This is a genomic window from Streptomyces sp. NBC_00258, from assembly GCF_036182465.1.
Taxonomy (GTDB): Bacteria; Actinomycetota; Actinomycetes; order Streptomycetales; family Streptomycetaceae; genus Streptomyces.
The window spans coordinates 4,909,594-4,925,426 of sequence record NZ_CP108081.1 but is presented as its reverse complement, the minus strand read 5'-3'; the positions used below and the strand labels follow the sequence as shown (position 1 = coordinate 4,925,426).

At 71.1% G+C, this 15,833-nt stretch carries 19 protein-coding genes; all 19 read right to left on the bottom strand.

The window, feature by feature from the left end; all coding sequences use genetic code 11:
• Positions 1-7 precede the first annotated feature (7 nt).
• The 19 genes from OG718_RS21860 to OG718_RS21770 all read right to left on the bottom strand — a co-directional run bounded on the left by OG718_RS21860 (position 8) and on the right by OG718_RS21770 (position 15,698).
• Positions 8-358, bottom strand: a complete 351-nt coding sequence (locus OG718_RS21860; RefSeq protein ID WP_328844945.1) for a hypothetical protein — start codon at positions 356-358, stop codon at positions 8-10.
• Complete coding sequence (locus tag OG718_RS21855; protein ID WP_328844944.1) at positions 355-756, bottom strand: hypothetical protein; 402 nt, start codon at positions 754-756, stop codon at positions 355-357. Before OG718_RS21855 ends, OG718_RS21860 begins: the two co-directional genes overlap by 4 nt.
• A 68-nt stretch (positions 757-824) precedes the next feature.
• Positions 825-2,009 (bottom strand): hypothetical protein, encoded by a 1,185-nt coding sequence (locus OG718_RS21850; RefSeq protein WP_328844943.1) that lies wholly within the window; start codon positions 2,007-2,009, stop codon positions 825-827.
• A gap of 52 nt (positions 2,010-2,061) precedes the next feature.
• A complete protein-coding gene (locus tag OG718_RS21845; protein ID WP_328844942.1) occupies positions 2,062-2,871 on the bottom strand; it encodes a DUF317 domain-containing protein in 810 nt (269 codons plus the stop codon).
• 49 nt (positions 2,872-2,920) lie between these two features.
• Complete coding sequence (locus OG718_RS21840) at positions 2,921-3,658, bottom strand: glycosyltransferase family 2 protein (RefSeq protein ID WP_328844941.1); 738 nt, start codon at positions 3,656-3,658, stop codon at positions 2,921-2,923.
• A gap of 77 nt (positions 3,659-3,735) precedes the next feature.
• Positions 3,736-4,464 carry a hypothetical protein gene (locus OG718_RS21835; RefSeq protein WP_328844940.1) on the bottom strand — a complete coding sequence of 243 codons (729 nt, stop codon included), beginning with the start codon at positions 4,462-4,464 and terminating at the stop codon, positions 3,736-3,738.
• A 474-nt stretch (positions 4,465-4,938) separates the two neighbouring features.
• Positions 4,939-5,457, bottom strand: a complete 519-nt coding sequence (locus tag OG718_RS21830) for a hypothetical protein (RefSeq protein ID WP_328844939.1) — start codon at positions 5,455-5,457, stop codon at positions 4,939-4,941.
• 32 nt (positions 5,458-5,489) lie between these two features.
• The gene (locus OG718_RS21825) at positions 5,490-6,287 is read right to left on the bottom strand and encodes a hypothetical protein (RefSeq protein WP_328844938.1); all 798 of its coding nucleotides are present in this window, start codon (positions 6,285-6,287) and stop codon (positions 5,490-5,492) included.
• A gap of 300 nt (positions 6,288-6,587) precedes the next feature.
• Positions 6,588-7,124, bottom strand: a complete 537-nt coding sequence (locus OG718_RS21820; RefSeq protein ID WP_328844937.1) for a hypothetical protein — start codon at positions 7,122-7,124, stop codon at positions 6,588-6,590.
• A 23-nt stretch (positions 7,125-7,147) separates the two neighbouring features.
• A complete protein-coding gene (locus OG718_RS21815) occupies positions 7,148-7,936 on the bottom strand; it encodes a hypothetical protein (RefSeq protein WP_328844936.1) in 789 nt (262 codons plus the stop codon).
• A gap of 34 nt (positions 7,937-7,970) precedes the next feature.
• Complete coding sequence (locus OG718_RS21810) at positions 7,971-8,423, bottom strand: hypothetical protein (RefSeq protein WP_328844934.1); 453 nt, start codon at positions 8,421-8,423, stop codon at positions 7,971-7,973.
• A gap of 44 nt (positions 8,424-8,467) precedes the next feature.
• Positions 8,468-9,982, bottom strand: coding sequence for an ATP-binding protein (locus OG718_RS21805; RefSeq protein ID WP_328844933.1), 1,515 nt, complete (start codon positions 9,980-9,982; stop codon positions 8,468-8,470).
• A gap of 44 nt (positions 9,983-10,026) precedes the next feature.
• Positions 10,027-10,566, bottom strand: a complete 540-nt coding sequence (locus OG718_RS21800) for a hypothetical protein (protein ID WP_328844932.1) — start codon at positions 10,564-10,566, stop codon at positions 10,027-10,029.
• A gap of 25 nt (positions 10,567-10,591) precedes the next feature.
• Positions 10,592-11,062 (bottom strand): DUF6238 family protein, encoded by a 471-nt coding sequence (locus tag OG718_RS21795; protein WP_328844931.1) that lies wholly within the window; start codon positions 11,060-11,062, stop codon positions 10,592-10,594.
• Between the two features lie 56 nt (positions 11,063-11,118).
• Entirely contained in the window at positions 11,119-12,591 is a 1,473-nt protein-coding gene (locus tag OG718_RS21790) for an SCO6880 family protein (protein WP_328844930.1), read from the bottom strand.
• An 87-nt stretch (positions 12,592-12,678) separates the two neighbouring features.
• The gene (locus tag OG718_RS21785) at positions 12,679-14,046 is read right to left on the bottom strand and encodes an SCO6881 family protein (RefSeq protein ID WP_328844929.1); all 1,368 of its coding nucleotides are present in this window, start codon (positions 14,044-14,046) and stop codon (positions 12,679-12,681) included.
• Positions 14,047-14,085: 39 nt separating this feature from the next.
• The gene (locus OG718_RS21780) at positions 14,086-14,772 is read right to left on the bottom strand and encodes a hypothetical protein (RefSeq protein WP_328844928.1); all 687 of its coding nucleotides are present in this window, start codon (positions 14,770-14,772) and stop codon (positions 14,086-14,088) included.
• On the bottom strand, positions 14,772-15,080 hold the full coding sequence (locus OG718_RS21775) for a DUF6112 family protein (protein WP_033530972.1): 309 nt from the start codon (positions 15,078-15,080) through the stop codon (positions 14,772-14,774). Before OG718_RS21775 ends, OG718_RS21780 begins: the two co-directional genes overlap by 1 nt.
• A gap of 252 nt (positions 15,081-15,332) precedes the next feature.
• The gene (locus OG718_RS21770) at positions 15,333-15,698 is read right to left on the bottom strand and encodes a hypothetical protein (protein WP_328844927.1); all 366 of its coding nucleotides are present in this window, start codon (positions 15,696-15,698) and stop codon (positions 15,333-15,335) included.
• Positions 15,699-15,833 lie beyond the last annotated feature (135 nt).

Here is a 15,833-nt window from a genome sequence, read left to right as displayed (position 1 = left end):
CGCCGGGTCAGCGCCGTGGCCGCCGCGGGGTGCCGGCGGGCGAGGGCTGCGCGGTCATCGCGGTCTCCGTGCGGCGCAGCGTCGGCGGTGCGGAGGCTGCGGCCGGAGTGGGGCACAGGTCAGGATCGAGGTCGACGCTGTAGCGGGCGGCGGTGAGTATCTCCGCAGCCCAGGTGGCGTGTTCGTTCTCCCAGGTACGGCCCAGGTCGAACGGCAACCGGATCCACACGCCGCGCAGCGTGGGATAGGTGTCGAATCCGGCACGGGCCAGGACGCTCGCGGCGAAGGCATCGACCGGGCCACCGACTTCGACTTCGCCGCCCAGGCCGCGGGTGATGCGGATCGCTTCGTCGCTCATCGGCTCCGCCCCTTTCCGGCTGTCTGTGCTCGGTCGCCCACGGGCACAGCGGCGGTCTGCGGCACAAACTCAGGGAGGGTGACTGTCGGGGCGGTGAGCCTTTGCGGGGAGCGGGTGGCCGCTGCCTGCGCGATGGGGTTGCGTCGCTCCATCAGCTTGTTGCGCACGGCCGGTTGCGGTGGGCCGGCGGTGAGGGCGGGGTCGAGGGGGTAGTCGGCCTGCACCTCGTAGCCGTGTCGGCGAAGGTCGAGGACGGCCTGGCGGGTACGGCGGACCCCGTCCTGCTGGGGGTGGGTGAGCCGGTACAGACCCGGGGTCTCGGGGACCGGCTCGAACTGTTCACGGACCAGGAACCAGTCGGCCAGGTGCGCGGGGATGTTCGCGGTGGCGGCGGCCACGAAGCCGTGGTCGGGATGGGCGCCGAAGCGGAAGTGTTCAGACAGAGGCGAATCCTTACTTTGAGCGGTCAGCGATGCGCTGCCGCGGAGCGCGGGGCGGGCAGCGGCGCGGGGCGGGCGGTGAGCAGTCGCGGGCTGGGCGCGGACAGCGCGGCCGGCCCGCCCGGTACGGCGGCGCGGGCCTGGCGCTCGAACGCTTCGCTGTCGGCGAGCCACGTTTCGATCGCGGGCAGGACGGCGAGGCCGAGCTGCCCGCGGACCTGGCTCCATTCGTGGGCCGGCAGTGTGCGGGGGATCGAGTACAGGTCGTGGCGCAGGTCGTTCCATTCGCTCCAGGCGTCCTGGCTGTGGTCGAGTGCCTCGCGAAGGCGGGTCAGGGCCGCGGCGTCATCGGGCCAGGGGGTGGCGGCGGGACGGCAGCGGGTAAGCAGGACCGGCGCATGTTCGAGCACGTCGCGGTAGGACAGCCAGGCGTGGTCGGCGAAGTCCCGTTCCAGTCCTGAGATCAGGCGGGAGTTGCCGAGCGGAACGCCGTCGCTGTACCGGCCGGATTCCTTGATCACCTGGAGAGTCTGGTGCTCTTCCCGGATGCGCTCCAGGGCGCGCAGGACGTTGTTCAGGTCCTGGTTGTGCAGGGCGCGACGGTAGGCGGGCAGGAACGTGTGCGTGACGGCGTGGGCGGCGAGGCCGGGATCGGCGGGCAGCACGATGCTGTGAGGCGTGGTGGGATCGTCGTGAGGGTCCTCTTGCTCCCGGTCGGTGAGAGCGCCGAGAAGGTATCCGCTGCGGTGACCGGGCCGCTCGATCAGCAGCAGCTCGGTGCCGGTGCCGTTCTTCAGGACGGACGCGAAGGGGATGCGGTGGTCTTCGAGGGCCCGGTATATCTCCCCGGCTTCCCACAGCATGGGCCAGAGGTCTTCCTGCCACAGCGGGTGGCTGTAGATCTCCAGCTCGGCGCTCCAGGTGCCGGGCAGCCGGGCGGCGATCTCGGTGCCGATGTCGCCGAGGTAGGGCCGGCTGCTGGTGATGATGGTGGCGCCGTGTTCGTGGGCGTGATGCACCAGGGCGCTGGCGGTGGCCCGGGCAGCCTGCGCGTCGGCCAGCGGAGCGGTGAACACACCGTTGGGCAGACGCCTGAATCCGGCGTCTTCCAGCGCTTGATGGGCCTGCGGGTACTTCTTGCCGGAGGCGATGGCGACGAGCCCCAGGGAGCGGCTGGTGGTGAGGGTGATCTCGGCGGAGGGGATGGGCATCAAGGTCCTGGTGGGGCGAGACCGCGGGCGAGTTCGTCCAGACGGACGGGGCTCAGCGGGTCTTCGGGGCGCGCTTGGGCTCGGGGGTGCGCGGTGATTCGGCGTGCGGAAGCTGCGCCGAGGGGCGGCGGGATGGCGATGAGACCCGTTCGATGGTCACCAGCGGGGCGACGGCGGCGGGGAAAGGGAAGGACGTGGAGCGCAGGGTGGGTCGGGGATCGAGTGTCTCGGCGACGACCGCGTGCATGAGGAAGGGCGGCGTCTTCTCCGTGAACGAGATGTCCCACAAATGGCCGAGGTCTTCCGGGGAAGCGGCCAGGTGCCAGGTGATGGATGAGTCTCCGTGGATGGGCGGCGCTGGCGAGTCCACGGGGCGGCCCACCACGGCGGCGTGTCCGTCATGCGAGATGAATCCGGAGAGCCCGAAGTCGTCGAAGTGGGTCCAAGAGCCGACGTCGACGTAGAGTTCCAGCAGGCCGGGCTCGACGCCGATGCCGTAGACGACGTGATCCGGATCGGCGGCCAGTTCGCCTGCCAGGGTGCCAATGAGCCTGGCGACGAACTCGATCGGCACATTGCCCGCGATATCCGCACGCCAGCGCTCAGCAGCTTCTTCGTCGGTGCGGGCTGAGATCACCATATGAGGGCCTCGGCCCACCACTGCTTGGTCGTGGCGGATCGTGATGCGTCGGCATGGGCTGGTCACGGTCAACGACGACGCGTCGGCGTGTGCGCTCCACGCGGTTTCCTCGGCGAAGATGTCCAGGAGCTGTTGATGGTCATTGGGGAGGCTGGCGGCCAGGTAGCGGGGAGAGATGAGGATCTTCTCTCGGGGACTGTCCTGGTCGGGGTCGTTGGGCATGGTTCTTCCGGTGGGATCGGGGAGCGGGCGATGAAACGGGGCGCCTCAACTACGCGGCGGAGGAGGCGGAATCGCGGAGAGCGCGCGCTGCGGCGTGCAGGCTGGCACCGAACCGGTGGGCGAAGACCCGCGCCTTTCCCTCCAACTCGTCGTAGGAGTCCTGCGCGGTCATCTGGGCGGCGTGCTTGCGGTACCGGTAGACCGGAACGGGCAGCAGGATTCCCGGGGCGAGGCAGGTGATCGCGAGAGCGCAGTAATCCTCGCCCTGTACGAGACCGCCCATGGGGGCCGCGCGCACCAGGTCGGTTCGGGCCAGGAGGGTGGTCGGGCCGAGCGGGATGGTGTCGGCCGGGTCCTTCCAGTACCGCCATACGTCCCCGGCCTCATGCCGGCCGGGCGGCGTCGGGCACCGCCACAGGGTCGTGGACCCGTCCGCGTGCAGGTCCTGACTGTATCCGGCACACCAGCCCACCCCGGTCTCCTCCAGTGTGCGCAGCCGCAGCGCCATGGCCCAGTCGGTGAACTCGTCATCGTCGTCAGCCCATTGGACGTACTTGGTGCGCACTTCGTTGAGGGCGAAGTTGCGGGCGCAGGCCGCGCCGACCGGGCGCGGCAGGGCGAGGGTGCGGATGCGCGGGTCGGCGGCGAGCGCGGCGGGCAGCCGGGTGGGGTCGGCGCCGTCGAGGGCGATGACGGCCTCCCACGGGACGCTCTGGCGGCACAGGCTCGCGTGCATGGCGGCGAGAAACGCCAGCCGCTCCGGGCGGAGTTGGGTGGCGATGACCACGGTGATCTTCGAGTGAGGGTGCGGCGACAGGGGCTTCTCCGGGCGGGCTTCGGTAGGGACGGTGCGGGCTGCCGGGGCTATCGGCGGGCGGCCTTGCGGGGCGTCGGCGCCGATGCAGGAGCAGTGGCGGACAGGCGCGGGGCGGTACGCGGCGGCACGACCGGCGCCGGAGAATTCGGGTTCCATGCACCGGGATCGGCGACGATGCGGCTGCGCGGGTTGGTGTCCCACCCGACGACGGGTCCGCGGTCGTACGCCAGCAGGCCGATCACTTCGATGCCGGACTCGTGCAGGACATAGGCCCACTCCAGGTCCTCGGTGCCGTCCTGCGTGATCAGTTCACGCTCGGCCGGGGTGCCGTCCGTGTTGTACACGTTGGTGAGCTGGCGGCTGGGGTACTCCTCGCCCCCGGTCAGGGAGCGGCGCAGGCCGGCGGGAGCACCGTCGAGGAGGTCCGTGCCCAGTTCCTCCCAGCCGTGGTGGACCTCGTCGATCAGGTGCCGGGCCATCGCCTCCACGTCACCGGCGAACCGGTGCTGGTAGGCGGTCAGGAGCAGCGGGAGTTTGCTGTCGGGGTAGCCGTCGAAGTGGACGTACATGCCGGCATAGCCGTCGGCGGTAGGGCGGGCGATGACCGCACGGGTGGACAGACAAGTCTCCTGGGGGATGGGGCGGGTCAGTGCGAGCGGGCGCGCAGCGCCGGAGCCGAGGTGGGGGCCGGCCGGGCTGCGGCGGGAGCAGGTGTGCTGGTCCGCGCGGTGGTCTGGGGCGGTGTAGTGGCCGGGATCGGCTGGTCGGGCCTCCACAGGCCGGGGGTGTCGCGGAGCCGGACGCGGGGGTCGGTGCTCCACCCGACGAGGGGACCGCGTTCCACGCCGGGCGCGCTGATCACTTCGATGCCGTGCGGGTGGAGGACGTATCCCCAGTTCAGGCGGGACGCCGTCCGCTCCGTGTAGATCAGAGGCGGCACGGTCGGCCGGGCCGGGTATCGCTTGCCGGGCCGGTCGCGGCCGGCGGCGAGGCGGTCGCGCAGGGCGCCGGGCGCTCCGTCGAGGAGGTCGGCGCCTAGCGAGGACCAGCCTTCCGGCGCGTCGTCGATGAGGTACGCGGCCAGGGCCTCGGTGTCGCCGGCGAACCGGTGCTGGTGCGCGGTGAGCAGCAGCGGCAGGTGATGGCTGGGGTAGCCGTCCCAGTGGACGTACGTCCCGGCGTAGCCGGTGACGGTGGGGCGGGCGATGACAGAACGAGTGGACAGAGAGTCTTCCTGTCGACGGGACGGGTCAGCGGGAGAAGCGGCGTGCGGGCGCGGCCGGTGGCGCGGGTGCCGCCACGGGGCCGCTCGTGGGCTGTGCCGGGGCTGACGGGTGCGTGCGCCGGTAGGTGTCAGCGAGGTGGTCGTCGGTCAAGTAGCTGAGTTCGTCTCCGAGTTCGGACAGCTGCTCGGCGTGCCGGCGGTACCGTTCGGCGATCTTCGGCTCGTAGTTGCGCTCGCACCACTCGGCGGCCGACTCCAGGAACTGGTGCAACTCGCTCAGAGCGCTGTGTCCGTCGCCGAGGACGGCGGTGGCGACGGCCTGGAACTCGGCGGTCGTGCGCACTTGGTACAGCCGGCGGGTCCAGGCGATGACGCTCTGCCCGGCGTCCTCGATCGTGAGGCCGTCGGTGAACTGCTTGGCGTCGTGGGCGGCCCAGCGGTGCAGGTCGTCGGTGGTGGGCCGGCTGCCGCAGCGGCCCTTAATCTGCTCGCCGGTACGACCGACGTTGTCGTATGGGTCGAAGTCGGGGTGGGGCAGGGACAAGGAACTCCTCGGGGCGTGGAGCCGTGCCGCGGTTACGAGCGGGTCGTCAGTGCGGAGGCGACGGGCGGCCCGGAGGCGTCGGTGCGGGCGCACGTGTAGCCGATGAGGCGGGACGGTGCTGCCTTGGCCGGCACGGTGGCAGCGTCGGAGCAGACGAACGTGTACGTGACCGAGGTGCGCGGGACGTCATGGAGCCAGGCGCGGTCGTCCTTGCCGGGGTTGATCTGCAGCCCGGAGTGCGCGACGGCGTCGGTCTGCGTGTGGGTGTGGGCGAACAGGATCAGCGCCCCACCGTCGGTGGTCTTGAGCGCGTAGGCGTCCTGGTAGCGGTTGGCTGCCCCGGCGAAGACGGTGGTGCCCAACTTCCCGTACTTCTTGCTCGTCTTGTCGTGGACCTTGATCTGCTGCTTGCTCGCCGTGGTCGGGGTGAAGACCTTGGTGCCGGTGTTCACCCCGCCGGTCGCGAAGTTGTCGATCACCGCGGTGCGCAGCAGGTCGGCATCGGCGGCGAGCTGCCTGTTGCCGTCGGCGGCGACTGCGGTGGCGTAGCCGTGCTGGTCGAGGGCGATGCCCGGCAGTGTCTTGTCGTCGAGGTCGACGACGGAGACCATCTCCCACCGCTTTTGCTCCGGCTGCTCGGCGAAGACCGCAAGTCGGCTCGGAGCCTTGCCCTTCCGGCCGGAGAGCGCGGCGGCGAACCAGCGTTCCTGGCCAGCGGTGAAGCGCGGGATGTACAGCTTGGCGTTGGCAATGTCGTACGACCACGGCTTGTACGGCTTGCGGTCGGCCTTGGGCAGGCCCTCGTCCTCCTTGTAGTCCGCCACGGACATGGCGTACAGCGGGCCGTCCTCGATGCTGTCGAGGAGCGTGCGGTCGTTGTCGGCGTTGGCCTCGTTGTTGATCTTCGAGTAGTGGGTGATCTGGGCGAGGGCCTCCTGCTTCGTCAGCGCTGGTACGGCGGCCGGTGCGGGGGAGGCGGTGCGGGTGGCCTTCGTCGTGGCGTCGTGGCTGCTGGTGTCGGAGGTTGTGCAGGCGGACGCGGTGAGGGTGACGGTCGCGAGCGTGGTGAGCAGCAGGGCGGCGCGGCGGGCGGGGGCGTGCGAGGGGATGAGGGCGCTCCGGGGAGGGGATCAGCGGGATCGGGATGGGGTTGTGGTGGTCGACGGGGAGGGTACGGCGGTCGCGGCCGGTGGTGTGCGGGTGTCGGCGGCGGCGCGCAGGTGCTTCGCGGCGCGGGCGAGGGAGATGCGGCTGTCGCCGAGGCGGTCTTCGAGCCGTTGGTGCTCGGTGGTGATCGCCCGGTCGCGGGCGGGGCCAGGGGCCTGGTGAGCGAGGTCGGCGAGATGGCCGAGGTGATGAACTGCGGCGCTGAGGGCGGCGAGCGCGAGCCCGGTGGGTTCGGCGGCGCTCGCGAGCGCGAGGGTCGTGCGGCGCACCGTCGTCGTGGGCCGGGCCGGGGAGCGGGCGGCGGCGCGATGGCGGAAGGCGCTCTCGCCGGCCAGGAATCCCAGCACGCGGGCCAGGTGACGGATTTCGTCGTCCAGGATCTCGCTCAGTGCCGGATCCGGGCGGACCTGGTCGGGGAGCGGAAGGTGGTCGGCAACGGTGTTGAGTCGGTCGGCCACGTCGTGCAGCAGCATCCGCTGGTCGGGGTCGGACAGCGGCAACTCCTTGATGCGGAAGCCGGGTTCTACCGGCGAGAAGTGGATTTCGGGGAGGAGGACACCATTGGCAGCATCTTGCTCGCGGGTGCTGATGCCGCAGTGGGAGGCGGGAGGGGAGCGGCGCGGCGGAAGTTGACCCCGATGCCCTGGAGTGTGAGCCGCTGGGCGGCGAGTTGGACCAGCAGGGCGCGCTCCTTGGAGCTGTAGGAGGCTGGCAGCACGAAGGCGAACTCATTCGGCCTGTACTGGAAGTTGCAGCCGAACAGCGTCATGCGTGCCTCTTCGGGAACCGAGTCGTATGGTGCTCCCACCACACCGTCCGGGTACCAGACCAGCGTGAGAGTCTGGGCGACCTCGGGCGCGGGCTGTCGGTGCGGCGGCTCGGGCTGGCTAAAGGCGTTGTGACGGACCGCGTCCAGGGCCGCCCGGTAGCGGGGCAGCACGCGTCGGGTGACTGCGGCGGCGGCGCGGACCGGATCGTTGGGGACGGCGATGCCGTTCGGCTCACGTACCGGGGAGATCTGGTGGGTCTTGAAGCCATCGGGCTCCAGTGGGGCCACCACGAACTGGTGGCGGTACAGGGGCCGGTCGGTGACGTAGAGCTGCTCTCCATCGGGGCCGTTCAGGACGGCGTAGTGGCCGAGGACGTACTGGCTGACGATGTAGTCGACGTGGCCGGCGTCCCAGAGCCGTTCGACGGTGGGGAACTGGTCCTGGTAGGTGGGGTGGCGGTGGTACTCGCTCGTCCAGGCGCCGGGCAGGCGTTCGGCGAGCGCGGCGGCGAAGGCGGACAGGTCGGTGCGAGTCGGGGGCATGGGCTCCTGGGGGTTCTGTGCGGCGGGTATGTGGTCAGACGCGGCGCAGGCTGTCGAGTACGCCGCCCCACTGGGGGCCGTCCCAGTTGATGACCAGCGCGGATCCGTCCGGCTTGAGCTTGAGTGTGCCCCGGGCGCGGTCCGAGTCCGGTGTCGTGCAGTGCAGGGTGAGCACGGGTGGTTCCGTGGTGGTCTGGGCGAGAGTGCCGGGGCAGGCAAGGGTGCCGGTCGTGGTGACGGCGGTTCCGGAAATGGTCAGCGAGGCGATGGGGCTGTCGGAGTTGATCGGCCGCCACGTGCCGTCCAGCCCGTGAACCGCGTGCGTGGCGGCCGGCGTAGGGGTGCGAGGTGCCGGGGAGACGCTGACGGAGGTGGTGTCAGTGGCCTCGGTGGTGGTGCCGCATCCGGCTACCAGGGCGGTGGCTGCCAGGAGGGCGGAGCCGGAAACCGCCGCCCGGTGACGTCGGCGTGGGGTGAAGGCGGACATGGGAAGGCTCCTGTCGGTCGTCGAAACGCGAGGTGAGCGGGGTTTCAGTGCATGCGGGCGTCGGTGTCGAAGAGCGCCAGCTCATGGGGGTGCAGGAGGTGCTGCACGATGAAGCTGCGCCCCGCGACCTTCCACAAGCCGCGACCCCGGTTGAGGTGGGAGATCGCGTCGGTCTCCACCGAGGTCAGGCCCAGCAGGGCTGCTGCGGCATGGAGTTGGTCAGTCTCCTGCCGGTAGACGATGCGGGTGGAGCAGTCGGCGAGCAGACCTTCGGCCAGGGCCCGGCCGCGGGATCCGGCGTCGCCCGCGGTGAGCAGGTCGGACAGCCGGTGGATCACCATCAGGTTCGCGATGCCGAGTCCGCGGCTCAGCTTCCACTGGGACTGCATGCGCTGCAGGAGGCCGGGGTGGCGCATCAGGCGCCAGGCTTCGTCGTAGACGATCCAGCGCCGGCCGCCGTTCGGGTCGGACAGTGCGGATTCCATCCACGCGGACGCACAGGTCATCGCCAAGACCAAGGCGGTGTCGTCGCCGGATCCGCCCAGGCGGGACAGGTCGATAGTGAGCATCGGCGAGTTGGGATCGAAGGCCACCGTGCTCGGGGCGTCGAACATCCCGGCGAGGTCGCCGTGGACCAACCTGCGCATGGCGTGGGCCAGGTCGCGGGAGGCGTCGCCGAGGCGGCCGGACATGATGCCGCCGGCCACGTCGAGTTCGTCTGGGTTGTTGAGGGTGGCGGCGATGTCGCCGAGCAGCGGGGTGCGACCGGTCGCGGCGGCGCGGGTGACGACGGCATCCAGCGCGACGTCGAGGCCGGTGTGCTCCATCGGCAGCAGGTCCCGCCCGAGCACGGTGCGGGCCAGCGAGCCGAGCAGCAGCAGGCGGCGCTTGCGGATCTCGCCCGCCCAGTCGGCCTCGGAGACGCTGTTGGGCCGCGGCGCCGCGTCCAGAGGGTTCAGCTTTCCGGGCAGGCCCGGCCCGAGCGCGATGGAGGTACCGCCCAGCGCCTGCGCCACGGGCGTCCATTCCCCCTTCGGATCACACGGGACGTAGACCCGGTACCCGAAGGCGATCGACCTCAACGCGAAGGACTTGGCCAGCGCCGACTTGCCCTGCCCGATCACCCCGGCAAGGAGCACGTTGGGGTTGGTGAACCCCTCGACCTTGCCGTACAGCGCGAACGGGTCGAAGCAGAAACTGGCTTCGGCGTGGACGTCGCGGCCGATGTAGATGCCCTCGGCGCCGAGGCCGCCTTCGGCGAGAAACGGGTACGCCCCGCTCGCGGTAGCGGTGGTCATGCGGTGGGCGGGCAGCTTGAGCCTGTTGTTGCGGGAGGACGCGGGGCCGGGTCGCCCGGCGGGTGGGAAGAGGGGCGCCGGCATCTCCTGTTCTGCTACGCCAGCGCCGCTGGTGTGGGCGGCTGCTTCGAGGCGGGCCTTCGCGGCGGCCTCGGCGAGCCGCCGGCGGGCAGCCTTACGGGACGCACGATCGGTGCCGTGCGGGGTGAACAGGGGGCTGGCGCTGGCGCGGCGGGCGCGGCGCGCAGGCCGGTGGCTCATGATGGGCGGCTTTCACGTGACGGCGGTCTGGACGCGGCGCGGGGTCAGACGACCGGCGAAGCGGTGAACAGAATCGGGCTGCGATAGCTCTTGCCGTCTCCCGACCAGTCCAGCTGGATGTAGCCGTCGGCGAGGTAACGGCCGGAGCCCGCCTTGGACTTGAGGGTTCCGGTCGAGTAGGAGCCGTTGCCGTTGCCGCTACTGTGTTCGAGCGCGTGCTCCAGGCCGGTGTAGGCGCCGGACTTCACGACCGGGTCAGTGCCGCTGACGCTCCGCTTGGTCTGGAGCTGGAACTTGGCGTTGTTGAAGGTCAGGGTGCTGCGGTTCTTGGCCGTGTACGGGCCGTCCCAGTACACGGTGGCGGTGGTGTAGATGTAGCCGCCGGATCGCATGGCGCACAGCGTCACGTCGAAGTCCCAGTTGTCGGAGTCGGGGCCGTTATAGCTCGGGTCGTCGACGCTGTGGCTGCTGGTCTTGCAGTGGTAGCTGGCGGCGGATGCCGGAGTGGCGGTGGCCAGGGCGGCGGTGCCGGCGAGCGCGGCGAGGGCGACGGCGGCGGAGGTGGAGCGCTTCAGGTTGCGCATTCAGGGCCTTTCGGGGGTGCGGGGGTTACTGGCTGCAGGTGGTGGTGTGGCCGTGCAGCGGGGTGTTCAGGTCGCTGGGGGTGGTCTTGCGGCGGACGACGTGACCTGCGGCGAGGTGGCGCTGGCAGATGGTCAGGACGGGTGGCCCCTCGGGCAGCCGCTCGGGGCGGCATTCCGTGTCCGTCGGGGTATCGCCCGCGACAGGCAGGAGGTGGAAGGCGTCGTGCACCGCGGCGGCGGACTGCCACAGCCGGGTGTGCGCGGTGGCGAGATGGCGGCCGGCGGCGGGATGCGGCGGACGGGTGGATTCGGCGAGCTGGTCGAGCAGGCGGTGCAGCGCGGTCAGATGGGCGTGCAGCACGTCGAGGTGCACGCGGTCCGCGGGCGAAGCGATGTGCTGGGTGCGTGGGGTGAGGGCGCGGGCGTGGTGGCGGATACCGGCGCTGGCGGCCCGCAGGTACGGGTACGCGTCGCCGACGGGGATGGCAGAGGTCAAAGGGGAGAGTTCCTTCCTGCCATGGGGGCAGGACGTCGGCTGGTGCCGGAGTGGGGCTACAGGGCCGCGCGGGCGAGGGGGAGGGCACCGAGCGTGAAGGCGTCGGGCTGCTGGAAGTTGAGCCGTCGCAGATCCACCTGGGCGGTGACGGCGGCGGTCTCGATCTGCGCGCACGCGGCGTCGAGCAGGGCGTCGGTCTCCGCGGAGACGGTGAGAAACCCGGTCAGCGACACGTCGGCGTGTCCGGCGATCAACTGGCGCTCCCGGACCTTGACGTCCGCGTATTCGACGGAGTCGGCTTCGGAGTCGACCTGCCCGCGACGCGAGCGTTCGTTGGCGTCGGCGATGATCGCCGCCTTCTTGCGCTGCACGTCGCGCATCGCGGACTCGAGCCCCTGCGGCACGTATATAAGGGAGAGGGTGCGCCGGACCCCGGCGGTGAACATCAGGCCGTGCAGGAAGCCTGCGCTCGTTTCGGTGCGGGGCCAGTCCTCGACCCAGTAGGTGGCGTGCCGGGCGGAGTCGGTGGCGAGCCGGTCGTACTCCTCGACCTGAACCACGGGCCCGGCGGCTGCCGGGTCGGCTTCGGCCCGGCCGGAGTGGGACCACTGCTGCAGCGCGGACAGCGCCCTGGGGTCGTAGGCGGTGCGGATGACGGCGGCGATCTCGCGGGCGTTGAGCCAGCCCGTCACCATCAGTCCGGCGCTGCGCGCGGCCTGGGCGATGGAGGACGTGGTCTGTTCCATCACAGTGAAGGCGCCGGGCAGTCCGCCGCCGGCCTGACTGATGAGGCGCTTGGCGGCCTTGAGGTCGAGGGAGATCGCCAGGTACGCCTCGTGCGGGGCGGCGGCCGGGCCGGCGGAGGCGACAAGTTCGCTGTAGACCTGTCCGGCGACCGGGGTTTCGGGGTGGCCCTGCTGGGCCCAGTGGCGGGTGAGGGTGTCGCCGCTGTCGGGCACGGTGCGCTCCAGGACCTGCACAGTGGCGACGTGTCCGGTGCGGGCGATGCCCGCCAGGGCCCGGCCCCAGCTGCTGACGTTGTGGTTCTGACTCGCCGGGTCGAGGAGCGCGAAGGCCCTGCTGGAGACGCGGGCGACGGCGGTCAGGGTCTGGCCGTGCGGGTCGTGCACAGCGGCGGCCTGGTTGGCGGAATCGCCGGGCGTGACCACGCGCAGTGAGGCGGCGGTGCCGGGCAGGTGCAGGATGCCGTCCTGGCGGGGACGGGTGACGGGCCGGGCGAGCCACAGGCTCTGGCCGGTACGCCGCCGCCGGGCGAAGCGCAGGACGATCGGCGCCCAGTCGATCAGCGAGCGGCCGTGCCTGCGGACGACGACCAGGGCGGTGACCGCGGCCCACAGCGGGGTTAGGGCGAGGGCACCGAGCAGCCCGGTGGATACCACCGTTACCAGCAAGAGTGCCGATGCGCTTGATACGAGGACGAGTTGGGGCAGGGAGAGGCCGAGCAGGATGCCGCGCCTGGACCGGTGGGGGAATTTGACGGTGAGCGGTTGGACGGTGAGATCAGACAAGGGCCGTTCCGATGGTGCGCGGGGCGGTGGCCGGGGCGGCACGCGGCGAGGAATGCGCAGCGCGTGCCGCCCCGGAGTCGGGCAAGGTCACAGGCCGGTGGGCGGAGGTGGCGGTGCCCCGGTTCCGCTGGAGGTGCCGGCCGAGTTCGGTGCAGGCGGGGCGCCCTGCGGCGGTGGTGTTGAGGTGCCTGCGCCGGGCTGCGACATGAATCCGCTGCTGCCGCTGGGGGGCGATCCGGAACCGCCACCCGGTCCGGGTGCACCTCCGAACTGACCACTGGTGTCGTCACGGGGGCTGGTCGGCGGGGGCTGGACGGCCTTGTCCAGACCGCTCGTGATCCCCTCGCCCCCGGACGACGGCGTGCTTGAGCTGCCGCCTTCCTTGCTGGTGTCCGGCGTGGGGTTGGCGGCGATGTCGCCGGGGAAGCCGCCCGGCACGGAGTCCGGGCCCTGGGGAGCGGCGCCGACTCCGGCCGCGGCACCGCCACTTCCGGCAGTGGCGACCGCGGCGGCGGCCTTGCGCCCGGCGCGTTCGGCGTGCTGACGGGCCATCTGCGCACCGGCTCCGCCGGAGCGGTGCAGGGTCTCGGCGTCGGAGCCCTCGGAGGCGGCCCAGTGCACGAACTTGAACGTGGCGTACGGGCACAGCAGGACTAGCGCCAGGATGACGATGCCGGCCATCACGTCGGCAAGGGCGGCGATGCCGTCCTTCGCCTCGGTCTTGCCCATCGCGGCGATCCCCAGGACGAAGATCACAGTCATCAGCAACTTGCTGACCACGAGGGTGGCGGTGGCTTCGATCCAGCCCTTGCGCCAGCGGCGTGCGACCTCCCAGCCGCCGCCGGCTCCGGCGAAGACGGCGAGGGTGACCATGACGAGGATGCCGACCTTACGGACCATCATCACGCACCAGTAGAGGAAGGCGCCGATCGCGGCGCCGATGCCGACGAAGACGGTGACGAGCCAGCCCAGGCCAGACAGTTCGGCGATCTGTCCCACCTTGACGATGCGCCGCACCGCGGTGGCGATGTCGAGGTTGGCGGCCTTGAAGAGTCCGTCGCTCAATGCGTCGACGACTTCGATGGCGACGGTGGTGAAGGCGATCGCGGTGAACGCGAACAGCACGCCGGTGGCGGTGCCGGTGAATGCCTGGGTGAGCGCCTGGCCGTCGCGGCGGATCGCGGCGCGTACGAGCTGGGCGCAAAATGTGGCGACGAGGACGACCAGGCCGATCGGCAGGATCATCTCGTAGTTGTCGCGGAACCACCCGGCGTTGAGGTCGACCTTGGTGGTGGTGTTGACTGCCTCGGCGGCCAAGTCAGCTGCGGCTGCGGCGAGTTCGCCCGCGCTCTTGGCCATCCAGTTGCCGATGGCCGTGCCTGGGTCGGAGGCGAAATCCACGGCGTCACCGACGGCGCAGAGTTTGTCCGCGAGGGGGAGGTCACAGAAGCCCAAGGGGGAATCCCCTCCTTTCTCAGGTGGGCTGGGGGCATGTCAGGGCACGACGCGGGGGGCGATGGAGACCAGCGAGCAGTTCGCGTTGGGGCGGCACTGCACGGCGAGGGTGATGGAGCGGTCCTCGGCGCCGGCCCCGCCCCTCTTCCAGGCGATTTGCTGCTTGCCGGTGACGGTGACGGCGTAGATGTACGCCTCGGTGATCGCCGACGGATCGTCCGCCAGGGCCTGCTTGAACGCCGAGGGGTAGTGGGCCTCCGTGACGGTGGCGGTGGCGTACTGGTCCTGGTCGGCCATCCGCGACCACAGCACCGGATCCGGCACCTGCGCGGCGATCGAGGACCAGTCGGCGTACTTCGTCTCCGACGTCAGCCACGCCCTCATTCCGGCGAGCTGCTGGTCACGGCTGGTGGTGCGGGCGTCGTACGACCACAGCGTTGCCGCGGCGGCCTTGGCGAAGGCGACCGGGTCCGCCAGCTGCGGGGGCTTGGCCACCGAACCGGCCCCGGCCGACGCCGTCGGACCGGCGGACGCGGAGGTACTGCTGCTCGGCCCGGAGGACGGAGCGGCAGACTGGCTGTCGCCGGCTGTGGTGCGGCCGGTGAGCAGGGCGACGACGACGGCGAGGGCCAGCAGGACGGCGAGGCCGGTCGCGAGGACCGTGATGCGCTGGCGGGTCGACCAGCCGAGGCCGTACCCGGACAGGGAGGGGAATCGTTTCGTCATCAGTGGACCTGCGACCCCAGGGCGGAGAAGAACGCCACGACCCCGTTCGCGGCGCCGAGACCAAGGGCGGCGCCCGCCGCGACGACCGCGCCCTTCTTGCCGTTGGCCTCGGCCTGGTGGCCGCCGGTGTGGTGGCCCCACGCCCACACGCCGAGGGAGACGGCGAGCGCGCCGACCACGGCGACGATCGCGAACAGGTTGATCGAGTTGACGACGTTCTTGAGCACGGCGAGGCCGGGCAGGCCACCGCCCGAGGGCGTGATGCCGGGGTCGTAGGCCAGATACTGCACGGTTTCGAGCAGGTGCAATGAGGCTCCTTGGGCACGCCGAAGCCCGGCGCGCGGGAATCACAGAAAGGACGAGAGGGCGAGGCAACTGCCTCGAAGGAAGGCCGGCAGCGGTGCGGGAGACGGCTGGCCCGGTCGGCGCCCGCGTTGGGGCGGCGTGGCGTGCACGAGGTCACGCAGGTTTCGCGCCGAGGCTGGACGAGGCCACAGGTCGGGCCGGGGCTGCTGTCGATGGCGCTTCCGCTCAGGCTCCGAACCGGCTGCCGGGGTGCACTACTTCGGGATCGACGGCTTCGGTGCCGGGTTGGTCTTGTACGGGTTCGCGCAGTTGTAGATCATGTAGCCGCGGATCTTCTTGCCGTCGGACTTCCGGGTGACGGTGCCGCGGGTGTACCAGGTCTTCTCGGCCTTCTTGTAGGCCCACTGGTCGTAGACGACCTTGTCGCGCCGGTAGCCGATGCCCACGACGGTGGACGTCTTCGACGGGGCCTTGCGGATCTTGACCGCACTGCAGCTGATCGTGGTGGTGCCGGTGTCGTACGCCTGTGCCGTGCTGGCGGTGGCCAGGCCGCCGGCGGCGACGGCCAGGCCCAGGGAAGCTGCCGCGAGGGCGCGCTGGGTGCTGTGGCGGGTTATCAAGTAGGTGCTCCGTGATGTCAGGGGAATGAGGGTGGGCAGGCCGGCGGGTCCTGCGGGGCCCGTCCGAGGTGAGTGCGGAAGAGGCCCGGGGGGGTATCCCGGTCAGGGGCGGTGGGCCGGGGCTGCCGCGCCCCG

What these genes read in the sequence shown, in the direction of transcription:
- OG718_RS21860 (WP_328844945.1), bottom strand. Translation starts at nt 358, where the DNA reads ATGAGCGACGAAGCGATCCGCATCACCCGCGGCCTGGGCGGCGAAGTC.
- OG718_RS21850 (WP_328844943.1), bottom strand. Translation starts at nt 2,009, where the DNA reads ATGCCCATCCCCTCCGCCGAGATCACCCTCACCACCAGCCGCTCCCTG.
- OG718_RS21845 (WP_328844942.1), bottom strand. Translation starts at nt 2,871, where the DNA reads ATGCCCAACGACCCCGACCAGGACAGTCCCCGAGAGAAGATCCTCATC.
- OG718_RS21825 (WP_328844938.1), bottom strand. Translation starts at nt 6,287, where the DNA reads ATGTCCGTGGCGGACTACAAGGAGGACGAGGGCCTGCCCAAGGCCGAC.
- OG718_RS21815 (WP_328844936.1), bottom strand. Translation starts at nt 7,936, where the DNA reads ATGCCCCCGACTCGCACCGACCTGTCCGCCTTCGCCGCCGCGCTCGCC.
- OG718_RS21810 (WP_328844934.1), bottom strand. Translation starts at nt 8,423, where the DNA reads ATGTCCGCCTTCACCCCACGCCGACGTCACCGGGCGGCGGTTTCCGGC.
- OG718_RS21805 (WP_328844933.1), bottom strand. Translation starts at nt 9,982, where the DNA reads ATGAGCCACCGGCCTGCGCGCCGCGCCCGCCGCGCCAGCGCCAGCCCC.
- OG718_RS21800 (WP_328844932.1), bottom strand. Translation starts at nt 10,566, where the DNA reads ATGCGCAACCTGAAGCGCTCCACCTCCGCCGCCGTCGCCCTCGCCGCG.
- OG718_RS21780 (WP_328844928.1), bottom strand. Translation starts at nt 14,772, where the DNA reads ATGACGAAACGATTCCCCTCCCTGTCCGGGTACGGCCTCGGCTGGTCG.